This is a genomic window from Anaerotruncus sp. (assembly GCF_057433415.1).
Map to the genome: position 1 here is coordinate 20,992 of NZ_DBMDHH010000005.1, position 26,999 is coordinate 47,990.

The following is a 26,999-nucleotide window of genomic DNA, read 5'->3' on the forward strand; positions in this document are numbered from 1 at the left end:
AAAACGGCCGCCGCCGGCGGCTGTTTTTGGGTTTCCGCCGGGGTAAGCTCCGGCCGCGCGGGAACGATGAGAAAGAGACGGCGGGGGAACGGCGTCCGCCGTTCCCCTGCCTTTGGGAGGACCGTGAAATGCGGATTCTGGTGGACGCCGACGCCTGCCCGGTCAAGGATCAGATCGCGCGGCTTGCGAAAAAGCGGGGGATCGCCGTCGTCATGGTGATCGACAATACCCATGTCCTGAGCGACGGCTACAGCACCGTGATTACGGTGGATAAGGCGAGGGACAGCGCGGACATCAAGCTCGCGAACCTCATGGAGCGCGGGGACGTCGTCGTGACGCAGGATTTCGGCGTGGCGGCGATGGCGCTGGGCAAGGGCGCGCGCGCCCTCAACCAGAACGGGATGGTGTACGATTCGGGCAATATGGACCGGCTGCTCTTCGAGCGGCACCTGGGGCAGAAGGTGCGCCGGGCGGGGGGCAGGACGGGCACGATCAAAAAGCGCACGGCCGCGGACGACGAAGCGTTTTCCCACGCGCTGGAGACCCTGCTGGACGAATAGAGTCAAAAGACGCCCGCGAGACGCGGGCGTCTTTTATTTCCCGGGAATCCTGCCGTGGGCCGCTTTTAGACGCTGCGCACCATCCGTTCGTAGGTGCCGCGTTCCTCGATCGTTTCCCTGGAGGCGGCGACCGCGCCGTTGGCGACCGGCGCGCCCTTTTGCAGGGCTTCGAAGTCGGAGCGTTTGATGAGGTAGCCGGTCACGCGGATCACGTCGCTCTCCGACTCGTAGGTGGAGATATACTGCATGCCGACCCGGAAGGCCCCCTTGAAGACGTCGAGCACGGCGGCGGGGTTTTGGAGCGCGGTCCGGTCGAAGGGGAAGATGTCGCCGATCCCCGACGGGAAGAAGCGGTGGAACATCCCCGCCTGCCGCAGGTGGTCGTAGAGGGGGATTTCGCTGCCGATCGCGAGGCGCACGCCGGGGGTGACGCCGTTGTCGCCGACGGCGCCGACCTGCGCGTGCAGCAGGAAGCGGTGCCCGTTGACCTCGCAGTATTTGCTCTGGAAAGCGTTCACCTGCCGTTCGATCGCCTCGACGATCCGCAGGCCGAGCCGGTTGGCCTCCTCGTCCGGACCGTAGCGGCCCGGCCTGCCGCAGAGGTCCATCAGGGTGTTGACGCACTCGTTCATGCCGACCAGCCCGAACAGCCCGACGAAGCGTTCCCGCTCCAGGAACCCCTCCTTGACAAGAAAATTCGTCCGGAAGAAGGGGATCTCCTCGGCGATAAAGCGGATTTTCGCCTCCATGAACCGGCAGGCGGCGTCCACCGCCTCGGGCAGGCGCACGGAAAAGAATTCGTCGAGTCTGCGGCACCGTTCGGCGATCCGGCAGAGCCGCATGCGCGAGAGGGAGTAGGCCCCGCCGCCGACATAGAGGCCGTTGTAGCAGCTTGCGATCCCATACCGTTCCCCGATGCGGGAACGGTAATAGGGGTCATGGGCGAACGCGGGGTTCGCGCACTTCAGCGCGCTGGAGACGCATTTGACCGCGAATTCGTCAGGCGTGACCGCGGGGTCGTAGAGCAGCGTGAGATTGGGGACGGCGTTTTGCAGCTCGGGAAGCAGCTCGACGACCAGCTCCCCCGTGACGGTGGCTTCGGGGCCGATGTTGGCGTGGCAGAAGCTGTCGCTCACCGTCCGGTCGAGCGCCGTCAAAAAGAGGCGCAGCATGCCGCGCGCCTCATCGCGCGGGACCTCCCGGACGAACGGCTCGAGCATCCGGTCGATCCGTCCGATGTATACGGGATAATGGGTCACCGACGGGACATGGGAATAGAAGATCATCAGCGAGGCGAGCGCCTCCGCCAGCGTCCCGGGCGGCGGGAGGCGGAGGAACGCGCAGCCCCGCTCCATAAACCGTTCGTAGTCGGGGAGGATGTAGCGGGGGCAGAGGGGGGCGTGCCCGTCGTTGTGGTCGCAGAGAATCTCCTCCTCCACGAGCCGCTGGAAGTTGTCCGGCACGCCCGCCGGGTAGCCGCAGAGGTTTTCCGCGAACTCCGCCAGGGAAAAAACCGTCTGCATGTGCGTCTTGGTGGGGTCCTTAATGATCTCCAGGACCTGCCGCTGGATCGATTCCATTGGATCGCCGCCTTTCCGGTGATTGTTCTGTTTCCATCATAGGCCGGCGGTCCGGCAAAGAAAATGACAATTGACATCTTATCAAAAGTGTTTTATGCTGGTGACGGAAAGGGGGATATCCAATGGAATTCGCGGAGGGCCTCACGGAGCTCATGGATGCCGCCGCACGCGGGGAAGCGGGCCCCGAGCTGCTGTCCCGCTGCTGCGGGCCGGGACTGCGCGCGCGCAGGGTCAAAAGAGGGGAGCGGATCCTCCACGCGGGGTTCCCCATCCGCTCCGTCCGGATCATGCTGTCGGGGCGGTGCCACGTCCTCACGATCTCCCGCGACGGCCGCAGCTTCATTGCCTACGTCAACGAGGGCTTTCAGATTTACGGCCTCACCGAGCTGCTCTGCGGCGGAGAGGCCTTCAGCGCGTCGATCACCGCGGAGGAGGACTGCCTCTTTGCCGAGGCGGACGCGCGGCGCTTCTGCGCGCTGCTTGAAAATAGCGGCGGTTTTTCCGGCGTGGTGCTGCGCTACCTCGCGTCCCTTGTGGAGCGGGCGATGCAGACCAGCGTCCGCCGCCGGTTCGCGGGCGGATACGAGGCGGTGCTCCTCTACCTCCACGAGCGGGTCCGGCAGGAGACGCCGCCGGTATCCGTCCGGATCAACCGGCGCGTCCTCTCCGAGCTGCTGGGGTTGAACCTGCGCACCCTCTACCGCTATTTCGACCGACTGGAGGCGGAGGGCTACGCCGTACGGGAGCACGGCAGGCTGGCGCTGGACGGGCGTGCGCTCGGGAAGCTGGAAGCGGCGGCCCGGGAGATTTATGAACGCATGTGACGGAAAAGTGCGGCCCCGGAACCGGGGCCGCGCTTTTGTATGGGAGAATGGGGATCAGCCGAGAAGCTGGGCTTCGAGGCGGTCCCAGTTGAGGGAGATCATCGAGGGAGCGATCACGCCGCGCTCGGTGATGAGCCCGGTGATCTGGTGCGAGGGGGTCAGGTCGAAGAACTGGTTGATGACCTCGATCCCTTCCATGCTGTCGAAATCGCCGGGGGAGACGATCTCCGCGGGGGTGCGGCGCTCGAGCACGATCGGGTGCCCCTGCGCGGTGCGGCGGTCGAGCTTATAGATTTCGCTGGCGATGTAGACCGGCTTCTTGCAGGAGAGCGCGAGCTGGGAGATCAGCGCGGTGCCCATCTTGTTGGCGACCGAACCGTCCCATGCGATGGTGTCCGCCCCCATGATGATGAGGTCGCAGGCGGGCATGAACTCCCAGATGGAGGCGTCGGTGACATAGGTGACGGGGACATGCAGCTCCTGGAGGATCTTTGCCGCGACACGGGATTCACGCAGGGGCCGGGACTCGGTGCAGATCAGGCTGAACCGTTTCCCCTGCTTGGCGGCCGCGGTAAAGACGCTCATCAGGGCGCTCGAATAGCTGTGCATCATGACCGTGCAGCCGTCCTGGATCAGGTTGGCCCCGTTCTCCCCGAGGTGGTCGACGGCGCTGAGGGAATATTGAATGATCCGCTGGCAGAGCGCCGCGATCTCGCCGGTGATGGTGGAAATCTCCGTGCCGGCGGGGAAGGAGTCGAGCTTTTTATAGACGAGGGACTTGGAGTTATAGATGGTGGCCATCGTGGGCTTGAGGCTGAGCAGCTCGCTCGAAATATAGTCGAACCGTTCCCTGAGCGCGGCCACGTCCGCGAATTCCTCCTGGGTGCAGGCGAGGCGGTAGGCCCACGCGGCGGCGCGCCCGAACGGGCTGCCGCCCTTGACGTTCATATTGCGCACCTCGTCGATGACGTGCTGTGCCGATTGGAATTGGATGTCCTGTAACATGGTGATCGCTCCTTTATTAATATGGTATCTTATTGAATCCGGCCGATGAAAAAGCAGGGGATGTCCAGTTCCGCGGCGAGCGCCGCGCCCGATTCCTCCGGCAGGCTGACCAGCACGGCGGTGCAGGAGCCGGCGGAGGTCTTAAGGTCGACGGGAGGCTGCTCGACGGGCAGGAACCGCCGGCCGACACATTCCGCGAGCTGGCCCGCCTCATACAGGACGCCCTTCGAGCCGACGGGGAGGATCTCGTGGACGAAATCCAGCTCCCGCAGCTTCGCCACGGTGGAGATTTTGGCGACGGTGCCGTCGCGTTCGCTGTAATGCTCGATGATCCCGCTCTGCGGGACGCCGGCGCAGTAGACCGCGTCGCCCGGACGGGTGCGGCCGAGCCGGAGGGCGGCGTCGCTCACGAGCCCGACGACGGTGACGCCGATGCCCGTCTGGAGGGTGCGCATGTTGTCCTCGGTGCTGCCGGTGAACTGGATGCTGTCCAGCAGCCCGCAGCGGTCCAGCTCCTCCTGCATGGCGGAGATGATTTTCCGTCCGCTCGGCTCCATCTCCACGCAGAGATTGTCCGCAATGACGATGGGGGTGGCGCCGGTGGCGAGCACCTCCATGGTGGGGACCTTCAGCGCGCTGACCGCGGTCTCGTCATAGGTGTTGCGGTGGGTGTCGTTCGGCTTTTCCCCGTTGGAGGCGTTGGAATCGCAGGCGACGACAAGGCTCACTTCCCCCAGCAGCCGGAGGATGGAGAGGTCCCGGTATTTGCGGATCCGGGAGGAAAAGCTGTGCCTGCGGGTCATCTCCAATAGCTCTTCATATTCATTCCAGATGGTCTCGGGCGTGAAAGCATCCATAAGGAATCCCTCTTTTCCAGACTTGATGGATTCACTATAACACAAGATGATATAGTTGTATAGATGTTTTTACAATTTTTACGATTTGCACAGATTTCACCCGGAAATTTCTCCATGGGGGCTGGGCGTTTTGCATAAAGCGCCGCAATCCAGCATGAAATGCGAGAAAACGCGGGCATTTGATGGGGGAAAGAGGCTCATTCTGCATAATAAAATTGAAAATTGAAAAAGAAAACTATTGACAATTACGGAGAGCGCATGCTACCCTTATGCCATAAACATATAGACAACTAAATCTATAAAACACTAAATCTTTCCACTGAACAACCAGGCGGTTGCACCGAAGGAGGTTATCGGATGGCTCCTGTCGTAAGGATGGAATCCATTACAAAACGCTTTGGGGCGCTCGTGGCGAACGACCGGATCGACTTTTCGCTGGAGGCCGGCGAGACGCACGCCCTCGTCGGGGAAAACGGCGCGGGCAAGACGACGCTGATGCGGATCCTTTACGGACAGTACGCGCCGGACGCGGGCAAGATCCTGATCAACGGGGAACCCTGTTCCTACCACGTCTCGGGCGCGCTTAAGCACGGGATCGGCATGGTGCACCAGAACTTCATGCAGATCGACCATATGAGCATCACCGAGAACATCATCCTCGGTCACGCGCCCACCCGGGCGGACTTCATCGATTACCGGGCGGCCAAGGAGAAGATCCGCGGGCTGCTCGCGCGCTTCGGCATGCAGAAGATCTCCCCCGACACGCCGATCGGGAACCTCTGCGTGGGGGAGCGCCAGAAGATCGAGATCATCAAGGCGCTCTATCTGGGCGCGCGGGTGCTCATCCTCGATGAGCCGACGGCGGTGCTGACGCCGCAGGAGTCGGACGAGCTCTTCAGCGTCATCGACGAGCTCAAAAAGGACGGCACCTCCATCGTTTTCATCTCCCACAAGCTGCGGGAGGTCATCCGGGTGGCGGACCGTATCACCGTCATGCGCAAGGGGCGGGTCGTGGCGCATTTCAAGCGCGGGGAGGCCTCCGAGACCGACGTGGCGCGCGCGATGATCGGCAAGCAGGACGTCCAGCTGATCCAGAACAGCGAGCGGGGCGAGGTGGGCGAGCCGGTCTGCGTCTGCAAGAACCTCTGGTATATCGACGGAAGCGGCATCCCGCGCATCCGGGACCTCACCTTTGCGGTGCGCCGCGGGGAAATCCTCGGCGTGGGCGGCGTGGAAGGGAACGGGCAGACGGAACTCATCAACCTGCTGATCGGGATGTTCCGCCTCTCGGGCGGCAGCATCCTGCTGGACGGCGAGGACGTCACCCGCCTGCCGATCCGCCAGCGGCGGGCCAAGGGGGTCGGCTATATCTCGGAGGACCGGATGACGACGGGGCTGGCGCTGCAGGCGAACGCGGACGAGAATCTCATCTGCGGGGTCGCGGGACAGCCGCCCTTCAGCAGGCGCGGGATTCTGCGCGGCAGGGCGATCGCGGAAAACACGACGGAGATGGTCCGCAAGTTCGACATCCGCGGCCTCACGCAGGACAAGCCCGTCCGGTCCCTCTCGGGCGGCAATATGCAGAAGATCGTACTGGCGCGGGAGATCAGCCGGAACCCCAAGCTGTTGATCGCGGCGCAGCCGACCCGCGGGCTCGACATCGGCGCGATCAACTTCGTGCGGGAGCACCTGCTCGAACAGAAGCGGCGCGGGACGGCGATCCTGCTCGTCTCCGCCGACCTCGAGGAGCTGATGAGCCTGAGCGACCGCATGATTATCCTCTACGAGGGGCGCTGCTCGGGCGAGGTGACCGACATCCCCTCGGCGACCGAGGCGGAGATCGGGCTGATGATGGGCGGCATTACAAGCTCGGAAAGGGAGGCGAACTGAGATGGGAGAGAATGTCATGGAACGGAAGCTCCCGGAGGTTTCCTTGAAGAAGCTGCTGGGCGGCCTGTCCCCGGTGGTTGCGGTGCTGATCGCGTTCGCAGTCGCGGGGCTGGTCGTGCTGGCTTCGGGCGGCAACCCGCTCGAGGCGTACCGGGCGCTGGCCAAGGGCGCGCTGGGAAGCTGGGTCGGCATCAAGAACACTATCCGTTACACCCTGCCGATCATCCTGCTGGCCTTTTCCTTTTCGATCTGCAACCGCTGCGGCTATTTCAACATCGGCCAGGAGGGCCAGATGTATTTCGCGGCGCTGGGCATCGCCTTCGTGCCGCAGGTCATCCCCAACGCGCCGCTCTGGGTGCAGGCCGTCGTCATGGTGGCGGCCGGGGCGCTCTTCGGAGGACTCATCTCGCTGCTGCCGGCGGTGTTCAAATTTCTGTTCGGGGTCAACGAGGTGGTCATCGCCATCCTGATGAACTATATCATCCTGCTGCTGACCGACTATCTGCTCAACAACGGGCCGATCGCAAAGGCGGACACCACCGTGCCGATGTCGGTGAACCTCGCGCCCTCCCTCAACACGACCCTGATCCTGGTCGCGGTCGTCGCCATCATCATCGCCTACGCGCTCTGCATCCGGGGGACCGTCCCGGGCTATGAGCTGCGGATGATCGGGCACAATCCGAAGTTCGCCAAGGCGTGCGGCGTCAAAACGATCCGGATCGTCCTGGTCGTCGCGCTGCTGGGCGGCGTCTTTTCGGGGCTGACCGCCGCGGGCGAGGTCATGGGCGTCTACCACAAGGTCTACAACAATTTCGCGGTGGACATGGGCTTCAACGGCATGACCGCCGCGCTCATCGGCAAGGATTCGACGCTCGGCATCATCTTCGGCTCGCTCATCCTCGGCGCCCTGCAGAGCGGCGCGGTGACGCTGTCGGTCGAGACGAGCGTCCAGGCGGAGATGGTCCAGGTGGTCAAGGGCTTCGTCATGCTCTTCGCCACCATCAACATCCTGCGGTACCTGCTCCAGAGCAGGCGGAAGGAGGGGAAGACGGCATGATCAATGTGGAACAGCTGTTGAACCTGTCGGTCCGGCTGGCCGCGCCGGTCATCCTCATCTGTCTGGGCGGCCTCTTCTCCATCAAGGTGGATATCTTCAACCTCGCGCTCGAGGGCTTCACCCTCTTTGGGTGCTTCGCCGCCGTGGTCGGGACCTATATGACGCAGAGCGTTATGGGCGGCATCCTCTTCGCCGTCCTGCTGACGCTGCTTGTCGCGCTGGTCTACGCGCTCTTCGTCTTTGAATTGGATGTCGACCCGATCATCTGCGCGCTGGCGTGTACGACGATCGCCACCGGCCTGACGCGGTACCTGCTCGTCCCGATCTTCGGCGCGAGCGGGCGGTTCATCCTGCCGTCCGAGCTCGCGCTGCCGACCATCCACTTTGCCTTCCTCGAAAAAATCCCGCTGATCGGGCCGGTCCTGAACGACCACTCGATCCTCGTCTATCTGGCGCTCCTCCTGCCGTTCGCGGTCCACGTCTTCCTCTACCGGACGAACATGGGCCTGTCGGTGCGCGCGATCGGGAAAAACGCCGACGCGGCCCTCTCGGCGGGCATCGGAATCAAGCGCATCCGCTATTTCGCGCTCGCTCTAAACGGCGTCTTCTGCGGGCTGGCGGGCGCGCAGCTCGCGCTTTCCCTCAACATGTTCAACGTCGGGATGACCGACGGGCGCGGCTTTACGGCGATCGCGGTGCTTGTGCTCACAGGGGCGGAGCCGGTGCTTTCGCTGCTGGCCTGCCTGATGTTCGGATTCTCCGACGCGCTGGTGCTGACCCTTTCTGGCAGGGGCTACCCGGTGCAGATCCTCTCGATGCTGCCCTATGTGCTCGCACTGATCGTGGTCATCGCGCCGCTGCTCATCAAGAGCCTTGTCAAATGGCTGCGGAAGCGCTCCGCGGAAAAGAAGCTGATTGTTATGGGGTCCGACGTTACCGCCGGAGACCGTCAATAAATCAATTCAAAGGAGAACGGAAAATGAAAAAGTCTGTAAAGATCCTTGCTCTCGCAATGGCGCTGGTTCTTGTCGCGGCGGCGTTTACCGCCTGCGGCGGCCAAAAGGCGCCGGAGACTTCCGCCCCGGCCGCTCCCGCGGAAGACGCTTCCGCCCCCGCGCCCGGCGATGGGGACGCCGCGGAAAAGAGCTACAAGGTGGCGCTCGTCTCCGACATGGCCGTCGACGAGGCGGAATGGCTTCAGAACCTGGTTGCCGGCCTCGGCGACTACCAGACCGAGCATCCGAACATCGAGGTGAAGGTGGTCGAAGCCACCCAGTCGAGCGAATACGAGCCCAAGACCCGCGCGCTGGCGCAGGCGGGCTACAACATCATCATCACCACCAACTCCAGCATGGCCGACGCGACGACCGCCGTGGCCGCGGATTTCCCGGACATCCTCTTCGGCAGCCTGGACGGCGTGATCTCGGACATCGCGGACTATCCCAACCTGCAGGAATTCGGCCTGAACCGCACCGAGACCGGATACCTTGCCGGCGTGGCGGCCGCCTGCGCGACCAAGGCGAATAAGGTCGGCATCGTGGCGGGCGCGGACGAGCCGGTCATCAACGCGATCGTCGCCGGCTGGCAGCAGGGCATGCGCAGCGTCAACCCCGACATCGAGGACATGGTCGCCTATGCGAACACCTGGACCGACCCGACCAAGGGCAAGGAGCTCGGCCTCATGCTCGTCAACGAGGGCTGCGACGTGATCGCGGCCGCGGCGGGCGGCACCGGCGTCGGCGGCGCGCAGGCCGCGGCGGAAAAGGGCGTCTACTTTGTCGCGTGGGACGTGCACTATCAGGACGTGCTGGGAGACCTGGAGCTGGGCAGCGCGGTCAACTTCTTTGACAAGATGGTCATCCAGTTCATCGAGGACGCGATCTCCGGCAATTTCCAGGGCGGCAAGCGCGTCGATTACGGCATCTCCGAAGGCGTCTGCACCTTTGAATATCTGGACAACTCCCCCCTGAGCGACGAGGCGAAGGAGAAGATCAAGGCGGCCTACGACGATATCATCGCGGGCAAAATCGACATCTCCACCGAGCCGCTGCACAAGTAAGCGGAAGAGAGAAGCGCGAACCCTCCGGGGGATTCCCCGGAGGGTTTCGCGGAAAACCGGCGGCGCGCGGCGGCCGCCGAATTGGTTGACACAACCAATTGGAATGTGTATTATGAAAACAGGAAGAGACATACATACAGACGTTTGATTAAATGGAGCTCGCATGACTCCGGAATTCGGGTGAAGAGATGAGTGCGCTGAAGAGGGTCGCCGGGGTTTCCCTGTACCACCAGATCATGGAAGACCTTCGCGAAGAGATCCAGGGAATGGCCTATGGGGAACAGATTGAAACGGAGCAGCAGCTCGCGGAAAAGTACGCCGTGAGCCGGGGCACCGTCCGTCAGGCGATCACCGCGCTGGTGAGCGAGGGCCTGCTGACCAAGATCCAGGGGAAGGGGACCTTCAAGAGCGGCGTCGCGCTCGACCGCTCGACCGCGGTCGTCAAGAGCTTCACGGACCAGCTGCTGGCTTCGGGGCTCGTGCCGGGAATCCGCGACGTGAACCTCGAATCCGATTTTGCGGACGAGCGGACGGCGAAACATTTGGGGCTCGCGCCCGGCACGCCGATCTGGCGGCTCTCCCGCGTGAGGCTGGCGGACGGGGTGCCGATCTCCTACTGTACGGCGTACATCAACCCGGCCTACGCGACGGGCCTCTGCGCGGGCGACCTTGAGATGTCGCTGATCGCGATGTTTACCGAAAAGCTCGGCGTCCCGCTCCAGCATGGGGAGAGCTTTGTGACTGCGACGCTGGCCAGCGAGGAGCTGGCGCAGCGGCTGGGCGTCAGCACCTCCACCCCCATCCTGCGCCTGGAGCATGTCGGCTTCCTGGCGTCGGGGGACCCGGTGTTTTTCGACGTCACCGACTCGATCGGCGAGCGGTACGTCATGCAGATCGAACAGGGCTCCTACGGCAGGGGCTGAGGGATCCCGGTCGACCCGGGGTCCCGGAAAAATCGAAATAATGATCTAGATGTCTATATGATATTGGCCAAGATAAAATGAATCGTGGAGGTATGACTGCAATGAACCTGGAAAGATATTTGGATATCACGCCCGAAATCGCGCGGGCCGTAAGCGAAAACCGTCCGGTGGTGGCGCTCGAATCCACCATCCTCAGCCACGGCATGCCCTATCCGCAGAATCTGGAATTCGCGCACAAGGTGGAGGAGATCATCCGCGCCGAGGGCGCGGTCCCCGCCACCACGGCGATCCTCGGCGGAAAGCTCAAGGTGGGGCTGACGGCGGACGAGCTCGAGCGGATGTGCAAGCCGGGCGACATCGGCAAGGTGAGCCGCCGGGATGTGGCGGTCTATCTGGCGCAGAAGCGGGACGGCGCGACGACGGTCGCCACGACGATGCTGATCGCCTCGCTGGCGGGGATCCGCATCTTCGCGACCGGGGGGATCGGCGGCGTGCACCGCGGCGCGCAGGAGACCTTCGACATCTCGGCGGACCTACAGGAGCTCGCGAACACGCCGGTCGGCGTGGTCTGCGCGGGGGCGAAGAGCCTGCTCGACCTTGGCCTCACGCTGGAATACCTCGAGACGTACGGCGTGCCGGTGCTGGGGGTGCGCACGGAGGATTTCCCGGCCTTTTACTGCCGCAGCAGCGGCCTGAAGGTGGATTACCGGATCGACACCGAGGCGGAGATCGCCGGCATCCTCCGTACCAAATGGGAGCTGGGGCTCAAGGGGGGCGCGGTCATCGCGAACCCGATCCCGGAGGAGTACGCGCTCGACTACGACGAGATGGAGCAGGTGATCACCAAAGCGCTCGACATGGCGAAGGAGCAGGGCGTCCACGGCAAGGCGACGACCCCCTTCCTGCTGGCTGCGATCAAGGACATGACCCACGGCGTGTCGCTGGCGAGCAACCTGGAGCTCGCCTACAACAACGCGCGCGTGGCGGCGCGGATCGCCGTCGCGTACTGCAAATAACAGGCGGCAAAAAACGGCCGGCCGGCAAATGCCGGTCGGCCGTTTTGATGCGTTGTTTTGTCAGCGATCAGTCGCTGGTGTAGGGGAGCAGCGCGATATGACGGGCGCGTTTGATCGCGAGGGTCAGCTGGCGCTGGTGACGCGCGCAGGTGCCGGTGACACGGCGGGGAACGATCTTCGCGCGCTCGCTGAGATACCTTCTCAGGCGGGGGACGTCCTTATAATCGATCGGGCCGAGCTTGTCGACGCAGAAGGAGCAGACCTTTTTACGGCCTTTTCTGCCGCGCGGGCCACGGTTATCGGATCTGTCGTAAGCCATGATTCTAACCTCCTTGTAATGATATGGGGTTCACAGGTGGAAGAATGCGGTCAGAAGGGAAGGTCGTCGGAATCGGACGACATCTCGGAGAAGTCGCCCACATCGCCGCTCGCATAGGAGACGGCGGGCTCCGGCGGGGCCTGGGTGGGAGCGGGAGCGGTATAGCCCTGCTGGGAACCGCCGGCGCTCTTGCTCTCGCCGAACTGGACGTTGTCCGCGACCACTTCGACGGCACGGCGCTTGTTGCCGTTGCGGTCCTCGTAGCTGCGGGTCTGGATCGAGCCTTCGACAATGATCATCTTGCCCTTGCTGAAGTACTTCGACACGAATTCGGCGGTCTGGCGCCAGGCCACGACGTCAATGAAGTCGGTCTGGCGTTCCCGGTCCCGGGAGTAGTTCCTGTCGACCGCGACGGTGAAGGTGATGACCGACACACCGTTCGGGGTCTGGCGCAGTTCCGGGTCGGCCACGAGGCGGCCCATGATAATCGCCCTGTTTAACATCGCGGTACACCTTCCTTACGCTTACTGCTCGGCGGGAGCAGCGGGTTCCTCGGCCGCGGGAGCGGCGGGGGCTTCTTCCTCCTTGGGCTCCTCCTTCGCCTCTTCCTCGTCTTTCGCGACGATCAGCGAACGCAGGACGCCGTCAGTGATCTTGTAGATACGGTCGAGCTCGGCGGGGAAATCGGGCTTCGAGGTGAAGTTGATCACCACGTAGTAACCGACGGTCTCATCGTTGATCGGATACGCCAGGGCGCGCTGTCCCCAGGTGTCGACCTTGGTGATGGTACCGTTCTCGCCGATGAGGGAAGAGAACTTCTCCACGAGCGCGTTGACGCTCTCCTCGCCGTTCTTCATGCTGAATACCATTACAGTTTCGTAGTTGGCTGTGAGCTGTGCCATTTGAACACCTCCTTTTGGACTTTAGGCCCTCTCTCGATGGAAAGGGCAAGGATGTTTGCAGCGCGGAAGGAATTCCGCGGCTAACCAGTAAATTATAGCAGGATTGCAGGAATTCGTCAAGGCCCGGACACTCCTTTTTTGTACAAGCTTTCGCTGTTTTCCGCCCATGAAACTGTGCTATACTATGGAGAGGAAACGGCCGGGACACACAAAAGCGACAGGGGGCTGACGACATGAGGATTCTGACATCCGAACAGATGAAGACGGTGGAACGCAATTCCCTCAACTATTCGATGAGCTGCGAGCGCCTGATGGAGAACGCGGGCAGCGCCGCGGCCGCGGCGATCCGCCGGGCGGCGGACGTGGAGGGGCGGTACGTCACGATCTTCTGCGGGCGGGGCAACAACGGGGGCGACGGGTTCGTCGCCGCGCGCCGTCTCAGCGAGGCGGGCGCGAACGTGGCGGTCGTGCTGACCGACGGGGACCCCAAGACGCCCGAGGCCGCCGAGATGCTCCGGCGGATCGGCGTGATGGACATCGCGGTCGTCGGCTACGGGGACGACCCCGAATACCTGACCGAGCGGCTCGCCTCGACCGACCTGCTGGTCGACGCGATCTACGGCACCGGCTTCCACGGCGAGCTCGACGGGCGCCACCGGGACGTCTGCCGCCTGATCAACGGCGTGGGCGTGCGGGTCTTCGCGCTCGACATCCCCAGCGGGGTAAACGCCGACACGGGGGAGGCGGACCCCTGCGCGGTGCGCGCGGGCATGACGGTCGTCTTCGACAGCGACAAGCCCGCCACCGCGATGCCCGCCGCCGCGGAGTACTGCGGCGAGGTGGTCGTCGCGGACATCGGTATCCCGCCCGAGGCGCACGAGGGGGTGGAGCCCCTCTTTACCCTCGTCGACCGCGGCTGGGTCTTCGACCGGCTGCTCCGCCGCCGCCGCGACACCCACAAGGGGGATTACGGCAAGCTCTTAAACGTCGCGGGCTCCCAGCGGTACATGGGGGCGGCGGTGCTCTCGACGCTCGCCGCGATGCGTTCCGGCGCGGGCTACGTGACGCTCGCCTCCACCAAGGAGGTCTGCCGCACCGTGCTGCCCATGCTGCCCGAGGCGGTGCTGCTGCCGCTCGCGCAGAACCCCGACGGCTCCCTCTCCTACAAGGCGATGGACGCGCTGCTCGAGGCGGCGGAACGCAGCACGGCGGTGCTGGTCGGAAACGGCCTGGGGACCGGGCCGGACGCCTGCCGCATCGTCTACGAGCTCGTGCGGCGGGTCTCCCGCCCGCTCGTCATCGACGCGGATGGTATAAATGCGCTCGCGCGGAATATAGATATACTGAAGGACAAAAAGGCGGAGGTCATTCTCACGCCCCACCTGATGGAGCTTTCCCGGCTGACGACGCTGCCCCTCGAGCAGCTGAGGCCCGACCCGCTGACCGCCGGGAAGGCGTTCGCGCGGGAGTACGGGGTCACGGTGGCGCTCAAGGGCGCCCACACGCTGACCGCCGCGCCCGGGGAGCGGGTGTGGATCAACACGACGGGCAACGCCGGGCTTGCCAAGGCGGGCAGCGGCGACGTGCTCGCGGGGCTCGTGGGCGCGCTCGCCGCGCAGGGCAGGAGCCCGGAGGAGGCTGCCGCCTGCGGCGTCTGGCTGCACGGCATGGCGGGCGACTACGCCGCCGGGGAGTTTTCCCAATATGCGATGCTCGCCCGCGATGTGATCGACGCGCTTCCGCGCGTGTTTGCGGATAACGACCGGTAGATAAAGGAGGAGTCCCGATGATGAAACGGGTGTTCGGCATCCTGCTGGCGGCGGCGCTGCTGCTGGGCGCGGCGGGCTGCGGCGCGAAGGCGCGGGAGGAGTCGGCGGCGGAGCAGATGCGTCAGAACCTCAGTCAGTCGTTCCAGACCACGGCAAAGGTTCGCTACGGCGGGCTGGAGACGGAGATGACGATCTACAAAAAGCCGATGAACTGCGCGGTCGTGACCTTCCAGTCGCCCGAGAGCATCCGGGATATGAAAATGACCTTCTTTACCGACAAGGTGACCGTCCAGTACGGGGACCTCAGCTTCGACTTCACGCCCGACAGCGTGCCGGGCAAGGCCGCCTCCAAGATGATCCTGTCGGCCCTCAACGCCGCGCTCAACGACCAGGGGGTCCGGTTCGAGGAGCAGGACGGAAAGCTCGTCGTGACCGGGAAGATCGAGGAGGGGGACTTCTCGCTTGTGGTCGACGGGGAAAACGGAAATATCCTGAAACTGTCGATTCCGCAGAACGACTTCGAGGTGGAGATCCTGAATTTCAAGATTCTTGAATGAACCCGGAGGTTTCAAACGGCCCGCACCGTAAGGTGCGGGCCGTTTTTGCTGTCAAAAAGACGCGCCCGGAAATAGAATGGTAGAGGCGCGGGAACATTTTTCCCCCGCGCTGTTTAAACCATGCCCTGGAGGTTCAAAATATCGGTGCAGGATAACGCGTTAAAAATGCGAATACGGGCGGCGTGCTCGCCCGCCCATAACCACGGAGAGTGATGGACGTGACCGTAAAAAGGGGAGAGATCTACTACGCCGATCTCAGCCCGGTAGTAGGCTCGGAACAGGGCGGTGTGCGGCCGGTGCTGATCGTTCAAAACGACGTCGGAAACCGCTACAGCCCCACGGTGATCGCCGCCGCGATCACCAGCCAGAAGGAAAAATCCAAGCTGCCCACCCACATCGAAATCCATTCGGACGGGTGCGGCCTGTCGAAGGACTCGGTGGTGCTGCTCGAGCAGATTCGCACCATCGACAAAAAACGCCTCAAGGAGAAGATGGGCCGTCTCGACGACGGCTCGATGGGACAGATCAACCATGCCCTTTCGATCAGCTTCGGATTGGGCGACACGGGCAGCCAGTTCACGCCTACATAAACGCGTGGGCGAACTGTCTTTATAAAGCGCCGGCGGTTTTTCCCCGGCCATATAACGCCCCGCCGGGGTCTCCCCGGCGGGGCGTCCGCTTGCGGGGACGCGCGGAACCTGATAAGATGGGGATACGAAATGAACGGAGGCGTCAGTTTATGGAAAACCTTGAGCACCGGGTCGCGGAATCCCGCACCGAGCAGATACAGATCGTCATGCCGGGCTATACCAACGGCAACGGCCGCCTCTTCGGCGGCAAGCTGGTGGCGTGGATGGACGTGGTGGCGGCGGTGACGGCGCGCAGGCACGCCCACCGGGACGTGACGACCGTCTCGATCGACAACCTCCAGTTCAAAAAGGCCGCCTACGCCAACGACACCGTCCTGCTGATCGGGCAGATCACCCACGTGGGGGTCACGTCGATGGAGGTGCGGGTGGAGGCGTTCGTCGAACGGCTGGACGGGAGCAAGGAGCTTGTGAACCGCGCCTATTTCACCCTCGTCGCGCTCGATTCGCACGAGCGCCCCACCCCGGTGCCCCGCCTGGTCCCCGAGACGGACGAGGAGCGCGCCGAGTGGGAGGCGGGCACGCGCCGCACCGAGCTGAGGCTCCAGCGCCGCATCGAACAGTTTTAAAGAGCGCCGCGCGCAAAAAGCAGGGCGTCCGCCATCCGGCGGACGCCCTGCTTCCATCAGTAGGCGATCTCGCATTTGAGCATCCCGTAGCCGTCCGGAAAGATGCGCAGGATCTTCCCGTAACAGGCCGCGCCGGTCGGCAGCTCGGGACAGAGGATCGCGGACGGCCCCGCCCCGAGGTTCCCCACGTCGATGGGCGGCCCGTCCTCCACGACGGCGCTGACCTGCATATAGTCGCTGAAGCGCGCGTCGGGCAGGTGGCGGATGATGACCGCCTGCCCGGGGACGCAGACGGCGAGGCGTGCCTGCCGCCCGTGCAGAAAGCTCCCGGTGACGAAGGCGCGGCGGGCAAACTGCGGGCGGGCGCCGGCCGGCGGCATGCCGCCGGAAAAGGCGGCTTCCCCGCCGCCGGAAGGCCCCCATATCGAGGGGGAGGCGGCCTCCGTGAAGGCGGGCGCCTCCCATGCGTCCCACGGGGAGGACGCCGCGCGCACGGGGGCGGGCGGCGCCCATTCGTTCGGGGGATATGGGGGAAGCCTCCGGACGTGCGGCGGCTCGTCCCGCCGGGGAGCCGCGCCGGAAATCGGCGGCGCGGCGCGGTCGAGCAGCCAGTCGAGCCGGGCGGCGGGGGTGGCGGAGGGCGCGGGCCCCTCCTCCGCGGCAAATACGGCCGGGGCCGGTCCCTCCGGAACTGTCCGCGCGGCGGGGGCGGGCTCTTTCTCCGTCCATGCGGCCGGGACGGGCCTTTCGCGGACGGGCGGCCCGGTCGGGGCGGCGCCCGGTATCCCGCGGGGAAACGCGGTGGTCTCCGGAAGGGGAAGCTCCTCCGGTTCCCCCGAGGGGAACATGTCGTCCCCGTCGGCGGAAAGCTCCCCGGCGGCGGGGGAGAAGAGGGCGCGCCGCTGCCAGAAATAGGCGAGGTTGCAGGCGCAGAGCACGGACACGGCGACGGCGGCCCAAAGGGGCGGCTGGGGGAAGAGCCCGCCGGGCGGCGCAAAGAAGCAGGCGGCCGCCAGCGTGAGGCAGGCCGCCGCGTTGACGCAGAAGGAGAGGCGGTCATAAAAGCGCAGGAAGAGCAGGTCGGCCAGCGCACAGCCGCCCGCCGCCATCCAGACGACGGCGCCGGGGAGGGGAGGCGCGCCCGAAAGGATCACGTATCCGAGCAGGAGCCCGCCCGCGATCCCCAGGAAGGGAAGCAGCATGTTGGCGTAGAATTTGAGCCAGACGACCCGCCGCAGGGAAGTGGCCGCGAGCCGCCGGTCGAGCGCGCGGGAAAGGGAAAGCGCCTGCGCGTAGGCGAGCGGGTCGTCGTAGCGCGGCCGCCGCAGGAAAAGCCGCAGGTAGATTCCGGCGCCCCACAAGATGCAGGCGGCGCCGAACAGGCCCATCAGCCCAAACATGAGATGCCCTCCCGGATGTCGAAATCTGTCGAAATTAAGCATAGCATATCCGCGCGGCTTTTTCAATCACCCGGGAGGAAACAAAAGGAACCGCCCGGCATAAGCCGGGCGGTTCCCGAAACGTTTCAAATGGCCGGTCAGTCCCGCTTGATGAATTCCTGAATGAGGGAGGTCGCGGGCACCAGCGCCTGGTCGATGCCGAAGAAGTGCCGGGCGGAGTCGGTCAGCCGGCCGATTGTCTCGCGGTAGGGGGAGTCCGGGTCGGTCTGCCGCAGCATTTCGGCGAGGGTGTCGTGGTAGAGAAAGGGCTCGTAATCGTGGGTGGAATTGATGTGCGCGTCCGCAAATTCGCGGAAGGGCCGGATATAGAGGTCCTCGCCGCGCAGCACATAGTCCCACATCCGCAGCGTCTCCTCCGCGCCGGTGCCCCGGTAGTAGAAATCGCGCAGCAGCCGCCGGGTGAGGCGCAGGTCGCGCGCGCCCAGCAGGATGCGCCCGCCGTCGTCCACGAAGTCGCTGTGCACGCTGATGTAGAGCTTGACGGTGCGGTGCGGGGCGAGCGTGTCGGTGAGCAGCGGGTTGAGGGCGTGGATGCCCTCGATGATGAGGTAGGTGTGCTCGTCGTAGGAGATTTCAAAGGTCTTCTCCGAGCGGCGTCCCGCCGTGAAATCGAAGATGGGGAACTGCGCGCGCCCCGTCTGCAGCAGGCGCTGCACCGTTTCGCGGAAGCAGTCGAGGTCGAGCCCCTCGACGCTCTCATAATTCTGGTAGCCGTCCTCCCAGCGGGGCAGCTGGTCGCTCGATTTATAGAAATTGTCCAGCGAGATGCGGTTGACCACCTTGCCGCGCTCGCGCAGCTCGTGCGCGATCTTTTTGGCGGTCGTGGTCTTGCCCGAGGCGGACGGCCCGGTGATCAACAGGATGTGGATGTGCCGTTCGGTGACCCGGTCGCAGACGGCGGAAATCTTCTGGAAATACACGCCCTCCTCCCGGCTGACGAACACCTCCGGCCGCGCGGCCAGTTCCTCGGCGATCGAAGCGGTGTGGACCCGTTCCATTTCAGGATTGTATTTCATCAGGATTCCCCCCGGTTTCATCATATGGTTTTCAATCTAACGATAGCACAATCACGCGGTTCCCACAAACCAGAATCTTCCTGTGCAAAAAGGGCGGCCATACGGCCGCCCTCCCGGCTCCGACCGATCAGACCACGGTCTTCCAAAGGCCGTGCAGGTTGCAGTAGGCGAATGCCGCGACGGGCTCGTCGTCCTCGAGCAGGAAGGTGACCTTCGGCTCGCCGCCGACAGGCAGGCTCTTGCGCTGGCCGCCCTTGGCGGTCTGGAGATAGACCCACGCGATGTGGTGCTCCTCGGTCATCGGATGCGGAACGCTCCCGACCGAGACGGTGACCTGCTTGCCGGACACCTCGACCACAGGCAGGTGCTTTTCGCCCGCCGCGTCGGTGGTGTTGGGGACGAGCTCGGTCATCGGCTCGCCGCAGCAGATGATCTTGACGCCCGCGTTGTGGATCATGCCGACAAGGTTCCCGCAGTGCTTGCAGATGAAAAATTTCTGTTCCTGACTCATGGATGTTTCCTCCTTTGATGTCTGCGTTGTTGCCGCGCCGTTTCGGCGCGGCTGAAAATGGCGGGGCTGCCCGCCACTGTCAACAGGATTATGCGGCCGCGGCGCCGGACGGCCCCCGGCCATTGGCTGATCTTTATTATAGCATATCCTATGCCGCGCTTCATGAAAAAAGAGCGAAAAATTCGTGAACGGCAAGTCCGGTCACGGCAGGGACGCCATGCGCTTCCGCTCCCCTGGGAAAAGGACCGGACGGCCCCGGGATTTAGGATGTCCAACCCACGCGCGAATATTGTTTTTATTGAAACCTCATAGGAACAGCCGGAAAAAAATCTTCACGCGGGTGGGGTTTTGTGGTATAATACCAATGGAAAGGGGAATGGGTTTGCAAGCAGTCCGGCCGAAGGAGGCGGAACCGAATGGAGATGCTGGAATGGATCCCGGTAGAGCAGGCGGGGCAGATCGAAACGGTGTGCGAACTTGCCCGGGAAATCTGGACGGATCGCTATCTGGGGGCCTATGGGTCGATGGAACTGGACTATCTGCTCAGGACCTGGCAGTCTCCCGGGGCGGTCCGCCGCCAGATCGACGGAGGGTATATGGAGTACCGGCTCATCTGCTATGATGGGGCGGAGGTCGGGTATGCCGCCCTCCGGGAAAAGGAGGACGCCCTCTGGATGTACCATGCCTATATCCGCGGGGAATATCACGGGAACCGCACGGTGACCGGGATGCTGGAACTCATCGAGAGGGAGTGCGCCGCTCGGGGGCTTGCCCGCGTATATGCGGTGGTGGACCGGAAAAACAGCCGCGCTTTGGACTACTGCGAGCGGCTGGGGCTGCGCCTCCTGGAGAGGCGGACATGGGAGGCCGGCCCGGGTTTCCCGATGGAACTCTGCGTGTTTGAAATGAAGATCAGAAAATAAATATCGGAACTATTACTATTATATCACATCTTTTGAATTTGAAAAGAGGGAACGGCCATGTTTTTTCACAAATTCGGTGACACCTATGCCATCCGCCTCGAACGCGGGGAGGAGCTGGCCGCGTCGTTGAAGGAGCTGTGCGTCACGGAGCGGGTCCGGCTCGGAACCCTCTCCGGGCTGGGCGCGATGGACCATGTTGTGGTCGGCGTCTACGATCTGGCAGAGAAGCGCTTCTGCCCGAATGTCTTTGACGAGCCGCTTGAGATGACCGGCTTGGAGGGCAGCGTCACGGAACGGGAGGGGGAGCCCTACCTGCATATCCACGCCTCCTTCGGCCGCGCGGACGGGTCGGTGATCGGCGGGCATCTGAGCGAGGCGCGCGTCAGCGCGACTGCCGAACTTTTCCTGCGCGCGCTTGCCGGCCGCGTCGGCCGCGTCTTCGATGAGGAGACGGGCTTGAACCTGCTGGATTTCCGGCTGGAAGGATAAGAGGCGAAAAATGTGAAAAACCCTCTTGATTTTACCTGCCGATTATGCTAATATAATATAGCCGTCCGGATATGGCGCAGTTTGGTAGCGCGCTACCTTGGGGTGGTAGAGGCCGTGGGTTCAAGTCCCGCTATTCGGACCAGAAGAAAAAGCCCGCAAACGTGCATGAAAAGCTCGTTTGCGGGCTTTCTTCATGCATATAACCGGAAGGAGGAAACAGGCGTTTTTGATCAACTACGACACTTATACGACACTTGTACCGGATCAGCAAAAGAATCGGGCCCGCCGGAATCATCGGCGGGCCCGATTTGGCCATCCACGGATCCGGAAGCTTTATCCGGGCAGCTGTGCTATGCCGCAGAGCCGGTTTTCATAAAACTTTGGCGAAAACAGGGACAAGGCGTTTTCAAACGGCACGAGATTTTCGGTCAGGCGTTCCAGACCGAGGCGGGGCATCAGATCAAGCGCTTTCGGAACGTCGAGCGCGCCCTGCTTCAAGACCTTGATCCGGGGCTCCTTGAAATAGAAGTCGGAGAGATTGACCGAAATTTTTGACCCCGGCCGGTAGACATAGGGGATGACAAGGGAACCGCCGTACATGAGGACGTCCATCGCTTCGCGGAGCAGAGGAAGGCTCCCGCCGCAGTCGATGACCGCATGAAAACCGCCGGAGGCCTCGTTGATTTCGGTCGACAGCATCAGCAGGTTGTCCGTGCCGAACCGCACCACATGGTCGGCCCCGAACCGTTTCGCGTACGGAAGCATCCGCGGGTTGGGACTGACCACGGTTACGGAGCGCACGCCGCAGAGCTTTGCATACCAGGCGATCAAGAGGCTCTTGTGATTGACGCCGAGGATTGCGATCGAGGAATCGGCGTCGATCTCCGCTTCATGGAATACACGCAGGCAATCCAGGACGTCCTGGAAAAAGACGCCCTGTTCCAGCGGCAGAGAATTCGGAATTTTGTAGATATAGGCCTCCTTCCAGGTCATGTATTCCGCGAAGGAGGTGGTGCAGTAGGTCATGTTGGGGCAGTACAGCGGCCTGCCGGTGCTGCACTGGTAGCACATCCCGCAGTTCGCGCGGTAAAACCAGACCACCCGGTCCCCCTCCGACAGCCCCTTGCGGTAGGCGGCGGGACCGAGCTCTTCGATGATCCCCGAACCGGCCTGGCCGAACATATAGGGGTTGGGGATGATCATGTTTCCACCCAAATAGAGTCCGAGGTCGTCCGGCGGGAGAAGCGCGTATTGAATTTTCACGAGGATGTCGTCTGGATAGATGATTTGTGGCTTCGGAAGGTCGTTGAAACGAACCTTCCCATGAGAGATGCCGAGGATTTTCATATCCGCGCCTCCTGATTTCCCTGATACAAATATGCGCGCATCCGTTTCTGGAACTCCAACGGGGTCATGCCGACCTCTTTTTTAAAACGCAGCGCGAAATAGTGCGCGTTGCTGAAACCGCACAATTCCGCCACCCGATGCACACGGAGATGGCCGGAGGAGCTCAGCAGGAGCCGCGCCCTGTCGATCCGGATGTGATTAAGGTAATCCACGAGGGTCCGACCGGTTTCCCGGTGGAATCGGCGGCTCAGATAGGGCTCGCTCACATCCAAAAATCGAGCCGTTTCCGCCAGCGCGACCTCCTCAAGGCCGTTGAGCCGCTCATAAAAGAGGTAATGCGTGTCGCGCGGCAGTTCGAGGGCGTCCAGCCGGGAAGCCAGTTCCCGAAAGCGTTTGGAATCGGAGGAGACGGACTGCTGCAGCAGCACGGCGCATTCCGCGTCATACTCCATCAGGCGGCGGGGGCCCGCTCCGCCGCAGGCGGCGGCTGCTTTTTCGACCGCGTCCGCCTTTCCGGAAGGCGCAGGATGAACAGGCTGAACGCGTCTCCATATTCCGCGGTGGAAAAGCAGGGAATGATCATCGCGGGGCTCAACAACCTGCACAGCTGCGGCCCCGTGTTTGACGGCGTCAACTTTGACGGAGACGACGCGCTGGCGATCATCGAGTCGGGTAAGGCCAACTACGTCGATATCCTCGGCGGCTTTAACCGGGACGAGTTCCATTACTATTACGATTTCTGCGACATGAAGAAGATGGACGACACGACGCTCGTCAATCTCTTCGGAAAATACGCGCACTACGCAAAACGGACGCTGGAACGGCAGGTTCCGGAAGGGGACGACCGGAAGATGATCGACGTCGTCAGCAAATACCTCTACGGTAACGCCACCATCCAGTTGTTCGACGCCTACGCGAAGGCGGGCCGCGGAAACAGACTCTACCTTTACCGTCTGGATTGGGATAAGATGCCGATGCGGGCGCACCACGGCATCGACAGCGCCTTTGTCATGGGCGACGACAAGGAATGGCCGGGCGTAGAGACGTACGAAGGCTTTGAAGAGTTGTCGGCCACGATACTCGGGGCGTGGAAAACGTTCATCAAAGACGCTTACCCGCAGGCGCCCGGCATGCCCGAGTGGCCCGTATACACGGCGGACGATAAGCGTCTGATGCGCTTTGATACGACGGTCGAGGTGATCGACGCACCCAAAGTCGATCTGGACCCGGATATCCCGCACCAGATCTTCGCACTTTGAAACTGCCGGTGGAGAGTGAGCATACATACGGCCGGGAGGACCCGCTTGCGGGTCCTCCCGGCCGTTTTTTGCGTGCATGTTTTGCTTTTGTTGTTACCGGGTATTTATAGAAATGGAATGAGAATCTCATTTATCTGTAAAAAACACTAAAAAACCCACCTGAAAATCGTGATAGTTTATAGAAAATCAAAAAAGGGATTGACCGGCGAATGGTATAATGGTATATTGGTCTTACCAAAGGAGGGAGTGTTATCTTTAGTAAAATTCAAGCGGGACCAAAGATCCCGGAGTTAGTAATGAAAACCCTGCTGGACGCGATCTCGAGCGGGAAAATCCGGATCAACGAGGAATTGCCGCCCGAACGGGAGCTTGCGGAAAACCTGGGAATTGGGCGCGGCTCCCTGCGGGAGAGCTTGGCGGTACTGGAATTTCTGGGTGTCATTGAGAGCCGTGGAAACCGCAAGGTCGTCATCAAAGGCGCGGAATATTTTGAAAAGGCGATCTCGATGATCCGCATTTCGGACCAGGATGATATCATGTTTGATTTCATCGAGTTCAGGCGGATGCTGGAGTCCACAATCGTACGGCTTGCCTGCGAGCGCGGCTTGGAGGAGGATATCCGGCGAATTGAAGCTGCGGTGGAAAAGCAGCGCATGGACCCTGAAGACGTCGCAATCGACCACGAGTTCCACATGGGACTGGCCGAGGCAAGCCACAACGCGTTTATGGTGGCGGTTGAGGATTTCGTGGTGAGCATGCTCGCCGACATCCGCGCCAGAGGACTGGCGGTGGAAGGCAGAGCTGCCAAAATCGTGGAGGAGCACGACGGGATCCTGCAGGCGGTGCGCGGCCGCGACAAGGCCTTAGCGAAAGAGCGTATCTGCGCCCATCTGGACAACATTGAAATGATCGTCCGGATGGACCCTCAGACGAACCGCAAGCACGGGCGGGAATAAACCGCCGCGGCGTTTGACGTAGCGCAGTACATGTTGAATCAGAACGTTTTGTTTTATTGCGCCCAGCAATAAGGCTTGTTTCTTATACGCATTTTTAAGGGAATCGGTCCTTTTTTCAAAATTGACATCGTGGGTTTCGTCTTATTGCATGCCGAATGCAATGGGATAGATTCGTTGTACCCAAAAACAGGCTGGAATTATGGTAAGCAAGGTGAAATTGTGCGCACAAGGGAGCCTTCGTTATAAACGTGCTGCCCCTCGGGACAGGACAGACGAACTGGGAGGGATGAAATCACAATGAGCAATGTGTGCCACGGTGGAAGAACGATCGAGATGATTGAAACGGCGGCCAGCCACACCCGCACGGAGCGGGACCGGAAAAAAATCATGCAGGGGATTCCAAAGGAAACCCTGCGCCGGATGTATGTCGATATGGTCCGCACAAGAACGCTGGATGAAAAGATCAAGGAGATGCTGAACCGGGGATTTTCCATCTCCGAACACTCCACGCTGGGTCAGGAAGCGGGCCCGATCGGCGCCTGCGCCGCGCTCGCGGAGAGCGATTACATCATGCCCTATCACCGGGGATGGGCTTGGGCGATCGGGAAAGGAATGAAGCCGCACATCCTGCTTGCCGAGCTGCTGGGAAAAAAGACGGGCTACAACCGGGGAAAGGGCGGTCCGCATTTGGGCTGCTACGAGCTTGGAATTCTGGGTCGGCCGGGAGTCCAGGCGGCGCACCTGCCGATTGCGGCGGGCGTCGGGCTGAGTATGCGGATGCAGGGGCTTGACCGGGTGTGCGTCGCATTTTTTGGGAACGGCGCGAGCAACAACGCCAATTTTCACGAAGGGCTCAACCTGGCCGGAGTCTGGAAAGCGCCGGTGATCTATTTCTGTGAAAACAACCTCTATCAGATCACCTGCACGATGGAGGAGACGACTGCCTGCGAGGATATCGCGGACCGCGCGGCGGGTTATGGGATGCCCGGCTATATCGTCGACGGAAACGATGCGGTTGCGGTCTATGACGTCACCCGGCAGGCGGTCGAGCGTGCACGCGCCGGGAAAGGTCCGACGCTGATTGAGACAAAGACCTACCGTTGGGAAGGCCACAACCCGATTGACCGGAACGCGATGGGAGGGTACCGTACGCTGGAAGAGATCGAGGAATGGAAACAGAAATGCCCCATCCGCCTGATGGAGGAAAGCCTGCTCGAGTTCGGCTGCCTGAAGGAGGCGGAAATCGCGGTGATCAAAGCGGACGCCGTCGCCGAAATGGAAAAGGCCGCGCAGTTTGCAATCGAAAGCCCTTACCCGGAACGGGAGGAATACTATCAGGACGTTTACGCCGATTGAGGAGGGATATGCAGTGGGCAGGATCATCACATTTTCCAATGCGCTCAAAGAGGCGCTGTCCGAAGAGATGGCGCGGGATGAAAGAGTTTACCTGATCGGACAGGATTTAAAATACAACGTTTGGGGGGTCACAAACGGCCTGAATCAGAAGTTCGGAGACGGACGCGTCCTGCACGCGCCGATTTCCGAAAATGGCTTCGTCAGCTCGGCGCTGGGGTCCGCGCTTGTCGGAAGCAGACCGGTCGTGGAGCTGATGTACAGCGATTTCCTTCTGCTGGCGGCGGACGCGGTGGCAGACGAAGCGGCGAAATACCGCTATATGAACGGCGGCGGGGCATTTCGGGTCCCCATGACGATCCGGGCGGCCGGATGCGGCGTCGGTTCCGGCTCGGGCGCGCACCACGCGCAGGATTTGGAGGCCACCTTCATCCACTTCCCGGGCCTTAAAATTGTGATCCCCTCCACGCCCTACGATGCGAAGGGCCTGCTGAAAACCGCGATCCGCGACAACAACCCGGTGATTTTCTTCGAGCATAAGCTGCTCTACGGGACAAAGGGCGAGGTCCCGGAGGAGGAATACACCATCCCCTTCGGACAGGCGGCCGTCCGGCGGGAGGGCGCGGACGTGACGATCGTGTCGTGGGGATATCCGCTGAAAAAGTCGCTCGAGGCCGCGGAGCTCCTGCAAAAGGAGGGGATCGAGGCGGAGGTGTTGGATCCGAGGACGCTGGTCCCCTTTGACAAGGAGGCGCTGCGCGCCTCCCTCTCCAAAACAGGACGGCTCGTCGTGGTTGAGGACGGCGTGAAGCGGGGCGGCGTCGGCGGAGAGATCGCCGGGATCGCGGCGGAAGAGATGCTCGACTGCCTCGACGCGCCTGTGCGCAGGCTCGGTGCGGTGGACGCGCCGCTCCCCGCGGGGCGCTATGGGGAGAAGATGATGGTTCCCTCGGTCGAGGAGATCGTCGGGGCGGTTAAAGAGATCGTATGAGGAGGAATGGAATGTGTCTGTGGAAGTGACGCTGCCGAGCCTGGGCGTGGCCATTTTGGAGGCGACGGTCGTGAAATGGCTCAAGGAGGAGGGCCAGCCGGTGGCGAAGGAGGAACCCATCGCGGAGGTCGAGTCGGATAAGGTGTCGTTTGAAGTGGTA

At 62.5% G+C, this 26,999-nt stretch carries 30 protein-coding genes and 1 tRNA gene; 20 read left to right on the forward strand and 11 right to left on the reverse strand.

The annotated features are described in order from the left end of the window. Positions 1-128 precede the first annotated feature (128 nt). A complete protein-coding gene (locus ACZO3G_RS02535; protein ID WP_276870101.1) occupies positions 129-560 on the forward strand; it encodes a YaiI/YqxD family protein in 432 nt (143 codons plus the stop codon). 65 nt (positions 561-625) lie between these two features. On the opposite strand, the gene ACZO3G_RS02540 is transcribed toward ACZO3G_RS02535, so the two are convergent. Further along, positions 626-2,140, reverse strand: a complete 1,515-nt coding sequence (locus ACZO3G_RS02540) for a YjjI family glycine radical enzyme (RefSeq protein WP_276870098.1) — start codon at positions 2,138-2,140, stop codon at positions 626-628. 122 nt (positions 2,141-2,262) lie between these two features. On the opposite strand from ACZO3G_RS02540, the gene ACZO3G_RS02545 reads away from it, so the two are divergent. Further along, a complete protein-coding gene (locus ACZO3G_RS02545; RefSeq protein WP_101550041.1) occupies positions 2,263-2,964 on the forward strand; it encodes a Crp/Fnr family transcriptional regulator in 702 nt (233 codons plus the stop codon). 54 nt (positions 2,965-3,018) lie between these two features. Here the strand turns inward: ACZO3G_RS02545 and ACZO3G_RS02550 are convergent, their stop codons facing one another. Further along, complete coding sequence (locus ACZO3G_RS02550; protein ID WP_101550043.1) at positions 3,019-3,969, reverse strand: eIF2B alpha/beta/delta subunit family protein; 951 nt, start codon at positions 3,967-3,969, stop codon at positions 3,019-3,021. 29 nt (positions 3,970-3,998) lie between these two features. Beyond that, positions 3,999-4,826: a hypothetical protein gene (locus ACZO3G_RS02555; protein ID WP_276870092.1), complete on the reverse strand. Its 828-nt coding sequence runs from the start codon at positions 4,824-4,826 to the stop codon at positions 3,999-4,001. A 357-nt stretch (positions 4,827-5,183) separates the two neighbouring features. On the opposite strand from ACZO3G_RS02555, the gene ACZO3G_RS02560 reads away from it, so the two are divergent. The 6 genes from ACZO3G_RS02560 to ACZO3G_RS02585 all read left to right on the forward strand — a co-directional run bounded on the left by ACZO3G_RS02560 (position 5,184) and on the right by ACZO3G_RS02585 (position 11,771). Continuing rightward, positions 5,184-6,716 (forward strand): ABC transporter ATP-binding protein, encoded by a 1,533-nt coding sequence (locus ACZO3G_RS02560; protein WP_276870090.1) that lies wholly within the window; start codon positions 5,184-5,186, stop codon positions 6,714-6,716. 16 nt (positions 6,717-6,732) lie between these two features. After that, a complete protein-coding gene (locus ACZO3G_RS02565) occupies positions 6,733-7,773 on the forward strand; it encodes an ABC transporter permease (protein ID WP_158595621.1) in 1,041 nt (346 codons plus the stop codon). Next, positions 7,770-8,729 (forward strand): ABC transporter permease, encoded by a 960-nt coding sequence (locus tag ACZO3G_RS02570; protein WP_276870085.1) that lies wholly within the window; start codon positions 7,770-7,772, stop codon positions 8,727-8,729. The genes ACZO3G_RS02565 and ACZO3G_RS02570 overlap by 4 nt, the downstream gene beginning before the upstream one ends. Before the next feature lie 23 nt (positions 8,730-8,752). Continuing rightward, a complete protein-coding gene (locus ACZO3G_RS02575) occupies positions 8,753-9,832 on the forward strand; it encodes a BMP family ABC transporter substrate-binding protein (protein ID WP_158595622.1) in 1,080 nt (359 codons plus the stop codon). A gap of 188 nt (positions 9,833-10,020) precedes the next feature. Continuing rightward, a complete protein-coding gene (locus ACZO3G_RS02580) occupies positions 10,021-10,755 on the forward strand; it encodes a GntR family transcriptional regulator (RefSeq protein WP_101550054.1) in 735 nt (244 codons plus the stop codon). Positions 10,756-10,856: 101 nt separating this feature from the next. Then, a complete protein-coding gene (locus tag ACZO3G_RS02585) occupies positions 10,857-11,771 on the forward strand; it encodes a pseudouridine-5'-phosphate glycosidase (protein ID WP_121586802.1) in 915 nt (304 codons plus the stop codon). A gap of 67 nt (positions 11,772-11,838) precedes the next feature. Here the strand turns inward: ACZO3G_RS02585 and rpsR are convergent, their stop codons facing one another. The 3 genes from rpsR to rpsF are packed head-to-tail and all read right to left on the reverse strand — an operon-like array spanning position 11,839 to position 12,992. Then, entirely contained in the window at positions 11,839-12,090 is a 252-nt protein-coding gene (gene rpsR, locus ACZO3G_RS02590) for a 30S ribosomal protein S18 (protein WP_101550058.1), read from the reverse strand. Positions 12,091-12,140: 50 nt separating this feature from the next. Continuing rightward, the gene (locus ACZO3G_RS02595; protein ID WP_101550060.1) at positions 12,141-12,593 is read right to left on the reverse strand and encodes a single-stranded DNA-binding protein; all 453 of its coding nucleotides are present in this window, start codon (positions 12,591-12,593) and stop codon (positions 12,141-12,143) included. Positions 12,594-12,614: 21 nt separating this feature from the next. Beyond that, positions 12,615-12,992, reverse strand: a complete 378-nt coding sequence (gene rpsF, locus ACZO3G_RS02600) for a 30S ribosomal protein S6 (protein WP_101550064.1) — start codon at positions 12,990-12,992, stop codon at positions 12,615-12,617. 233 nt (positions 12,993-13,225) lie between these two features. On the opposite strand from rpsF, the gene ACZO3G_RS02605 reads away from it, so the two are divergent. The 4 genes from ACZO3G_RS02605 to ACZO3G_RS02620 all read left to right on the forward strand — a co-directional run bounded on the left by ACZO3G_RS02605 (position 13,226) and on the right by ACZO3G_RS02620 (position 16,534). Next, positions 13,226-14,761, forward strand: coding sequence for an NAD(P)H-hydrate dehydratase (locus ACZO3G_RS02605; RefSeq protein WP_276870075.1), 1,536 nt, complete (start codon positions 13,226-13,228; stop codon positions 14,759-14,761). A 17-nt stretch (positions 14,762-14,778) separates the two neighbouring features. After that, positions 14,779-15,318, forward strand: coding sequence for a hypothetical protein (locus ACZO3G_RS02610; protein WP_276870073.1), 540 nt, complete (start codon positions 14,779-14,781; stop codon positions 15,316-15,318). 218 nt (positions 15,319-15,536) lie between these two features. Further along, positions 15,537-15,908, forward strand: a complete 372-nt coding sequence (locus tag ACZO3G_RS02615) for a type II toxin-antitoxin system PemK/MazF family toxin (protein ID WP_101553195.1) — start codon at positions 15,537-15,539, stop codon at positions 15,906-15,908. Between the two features lie 149 nt (positions 15,909-16,057). Then, positions 16,058-16,534, forward strand: a complete 477-nt coding sequence (locus ACZO3G_RS02620; RefSeq protein ID WP_276870069.1) for an acyl-CoA thioesterase — start codon at positions 16,058-16,060, stop codon at positions 16,532-16,534. Between the two features lie 56 nt (positions 16,535-16,590). On the opposite strand, the gene ACZO3G_RS02625 is transcribed toward ACZO3G_RS02620, so the two are convergent. From ACZO3G_RS02625 to ACZO3G_RS02635, 3 genes are all read right to left on the reverse strand, one after another. Then, entirely contained in the window at positions 16,591-17,934 is a 1,344-nt protein-coding gene (locus ACZO3G_RS02625; RefSeq protein WP_276870067.1) for a hypothetical protein, read from the reverse strand. A 137-nt stretch (positions 17,935-18,071) separates the two neighbouring features. Beyond that, a complete protein-coding gene (locus tag ACZO3G_RS02630) occupies positions 18,072-19,010 on the reverse strand; it encodes a uridine kinase family protein (RefSeq protein WP_276870066.1) in 939 nt (312 codons plus the stop codon). Between the two features lie 127 nt (positions 19,011-19,137). Next, the gene (locus tag ACZO3G_RS02635) at positions 19,138-19,521 is read right to left on the reverse strand and encodes a desulfoferrodoxin family protein (RefSeq protein ID WP_101550074.1); all 384 of its coding nucleotides are present in this window, start codon (positions 19,519-19,521) and stop codon (positions 19,138-19,140) included. A 416-nt stretch (positions 19,522-19,937) separates the two neighbouring features. On the opposite strand from ACZO3G_RS02635, the gene ACZO3G_RS02640 reads away from it, so the two are divergent. From ACZO3G_RS02640 to ACZO3G_RS02650, 3 genes are all read left to right on the forward strand, one after another. Next, positions 19,938-20,444: a GNAT family N-acetyltransferase gene (locus tag ACZO3G_RS02640; protein ID WP_276870065.1), complete on the forward strand. Its 507-nt coding sequence runs from the start codon at positions 19,938-19,940 to the stop codon at positions 20,442-20,444. Positions 20,445-20,501: 57 nt separating this feature from the next. Continuing rightward, on the forward strand, positions 20,502-20,933 hold the full coding sequence (locus ACZO3G_RS02645; RefSeq protein WP_276870062.1) for a PPC domain-containing DNA-binding protein: 432 nt from the start codon (positions 20,502-20,504) through the stop codon (positions 20,931-20,933). 65 nt (positions 20,934-20,998) lie between these two features. After that, positions 20,999-21,075: transfer RNA gene (locus ACZO3G_RS02650), tRNA-Pro, on the forward strand. A gap of 191 nt (positions 21,076-21,266) precedes the next feature. On the opposite strand, the gene ACZO3G_RS02655 is transcribed toward ACZO3G_RS02650, so the two are convergent. Together ACZO3G_RS02655 and ACZO3G_RS02660 are read right to left on the reverse strand one after the other, a co-directional pair. After that, complete coding sequence (locus ACZO3G_RS02655) at positions 21,267-22,280, reverse strand: zinc-dependent alcohol dehydrogenase (RefSeq protein ID WP_276870059.1); 1,014 nt, start codon at positions 22,278-22,280, stop codon at positions 21,267-21,269. Beyond that, positions 22,277-22,708 (reverse strand): helix-turn-helix transcriptional regulator, encoded by a 432-nt coding sequence (locus tag ACZO3G_RS02660; RefSeq protein WP_276870058.1) that lies wholly within the window; start codon positions 22,706-22,708, stop codon positions 22,277-22,279. Before ACZO3G_RS02660 ends, ACZO3G_RS02655 begins: the two co-directional genes overlap by 4 nt. 99 nt (positions 22,709-22,807) lie before the next feature. Between ACZO3G_RS02660 and ACZO3G_RS02665 the strand changes: the two genes are divergently transcribed. The 5 genes from ACZO3G_RS02665 to ACZO3G_RS02685 all read left to right on the forward strand — a co-directional run. Then, entirely contained in the window at positions 22,808-23,539 is a 732-nt protein-coding gene (locus ACZO3G_RS02665; protein ID WP_276870056.1) for a carboxylesterase family protein, read from the forward strand. 296 nt (positions 23,540-23,835) lie between these two features. After that, complete coding sequence (locus ACZO3G_RS02670) at positions 23,836-24,495, forward strand: FadR/GntR family transcriptional regulator (protein WP_101550084.1); 660 nt, start codon at positions 23,836-23,838, stop codon at positions 24,493-24,495. A gap of 297 nt (positions 24,496-24,792) precedes the next feature. Beyond that, positions 24,793-25,851 carry a thiamine pyrophosphate-dependent dehydrogenase E1 component subunit alpha gene (locus tag ACZO3G_RS02675; protein WP_276870052.1) on the forward strand — a complete coding sequence of 353 codons (1,059 nt, stop codon included), beginning with the start codon at positions 24,793-24,795 and terminating at the stop codon, positions 25,849-25,851. A 13-nt stretch (positions 25,852-25,864) separates the two neighbouring features. Next, positions 25,865-26,839 carry an alpha-ketoacid dehydrogenase subunit beta gene (locus tag ACZO3G_RS02680; RefSeq protein ID WP_207654181.1) on the forward strand — a complete coding sequence of 325 codons (975 nt, stop codon included), beginning with the start codon at positions 25,865-25,867 and terminating at the stop codon, positions 26,837-26,839. A gap of 70 nt (positions 26,840-26,909) precedes the next feature. Continuing rightward, on the forward strand, positions 26,910-26,999 hold a 90-nt coding region (locus ACZO3G_RS02685; protein ID WP_486846787.1), incomplete at its 3' end, for a biotin/lipoyl-containing protein.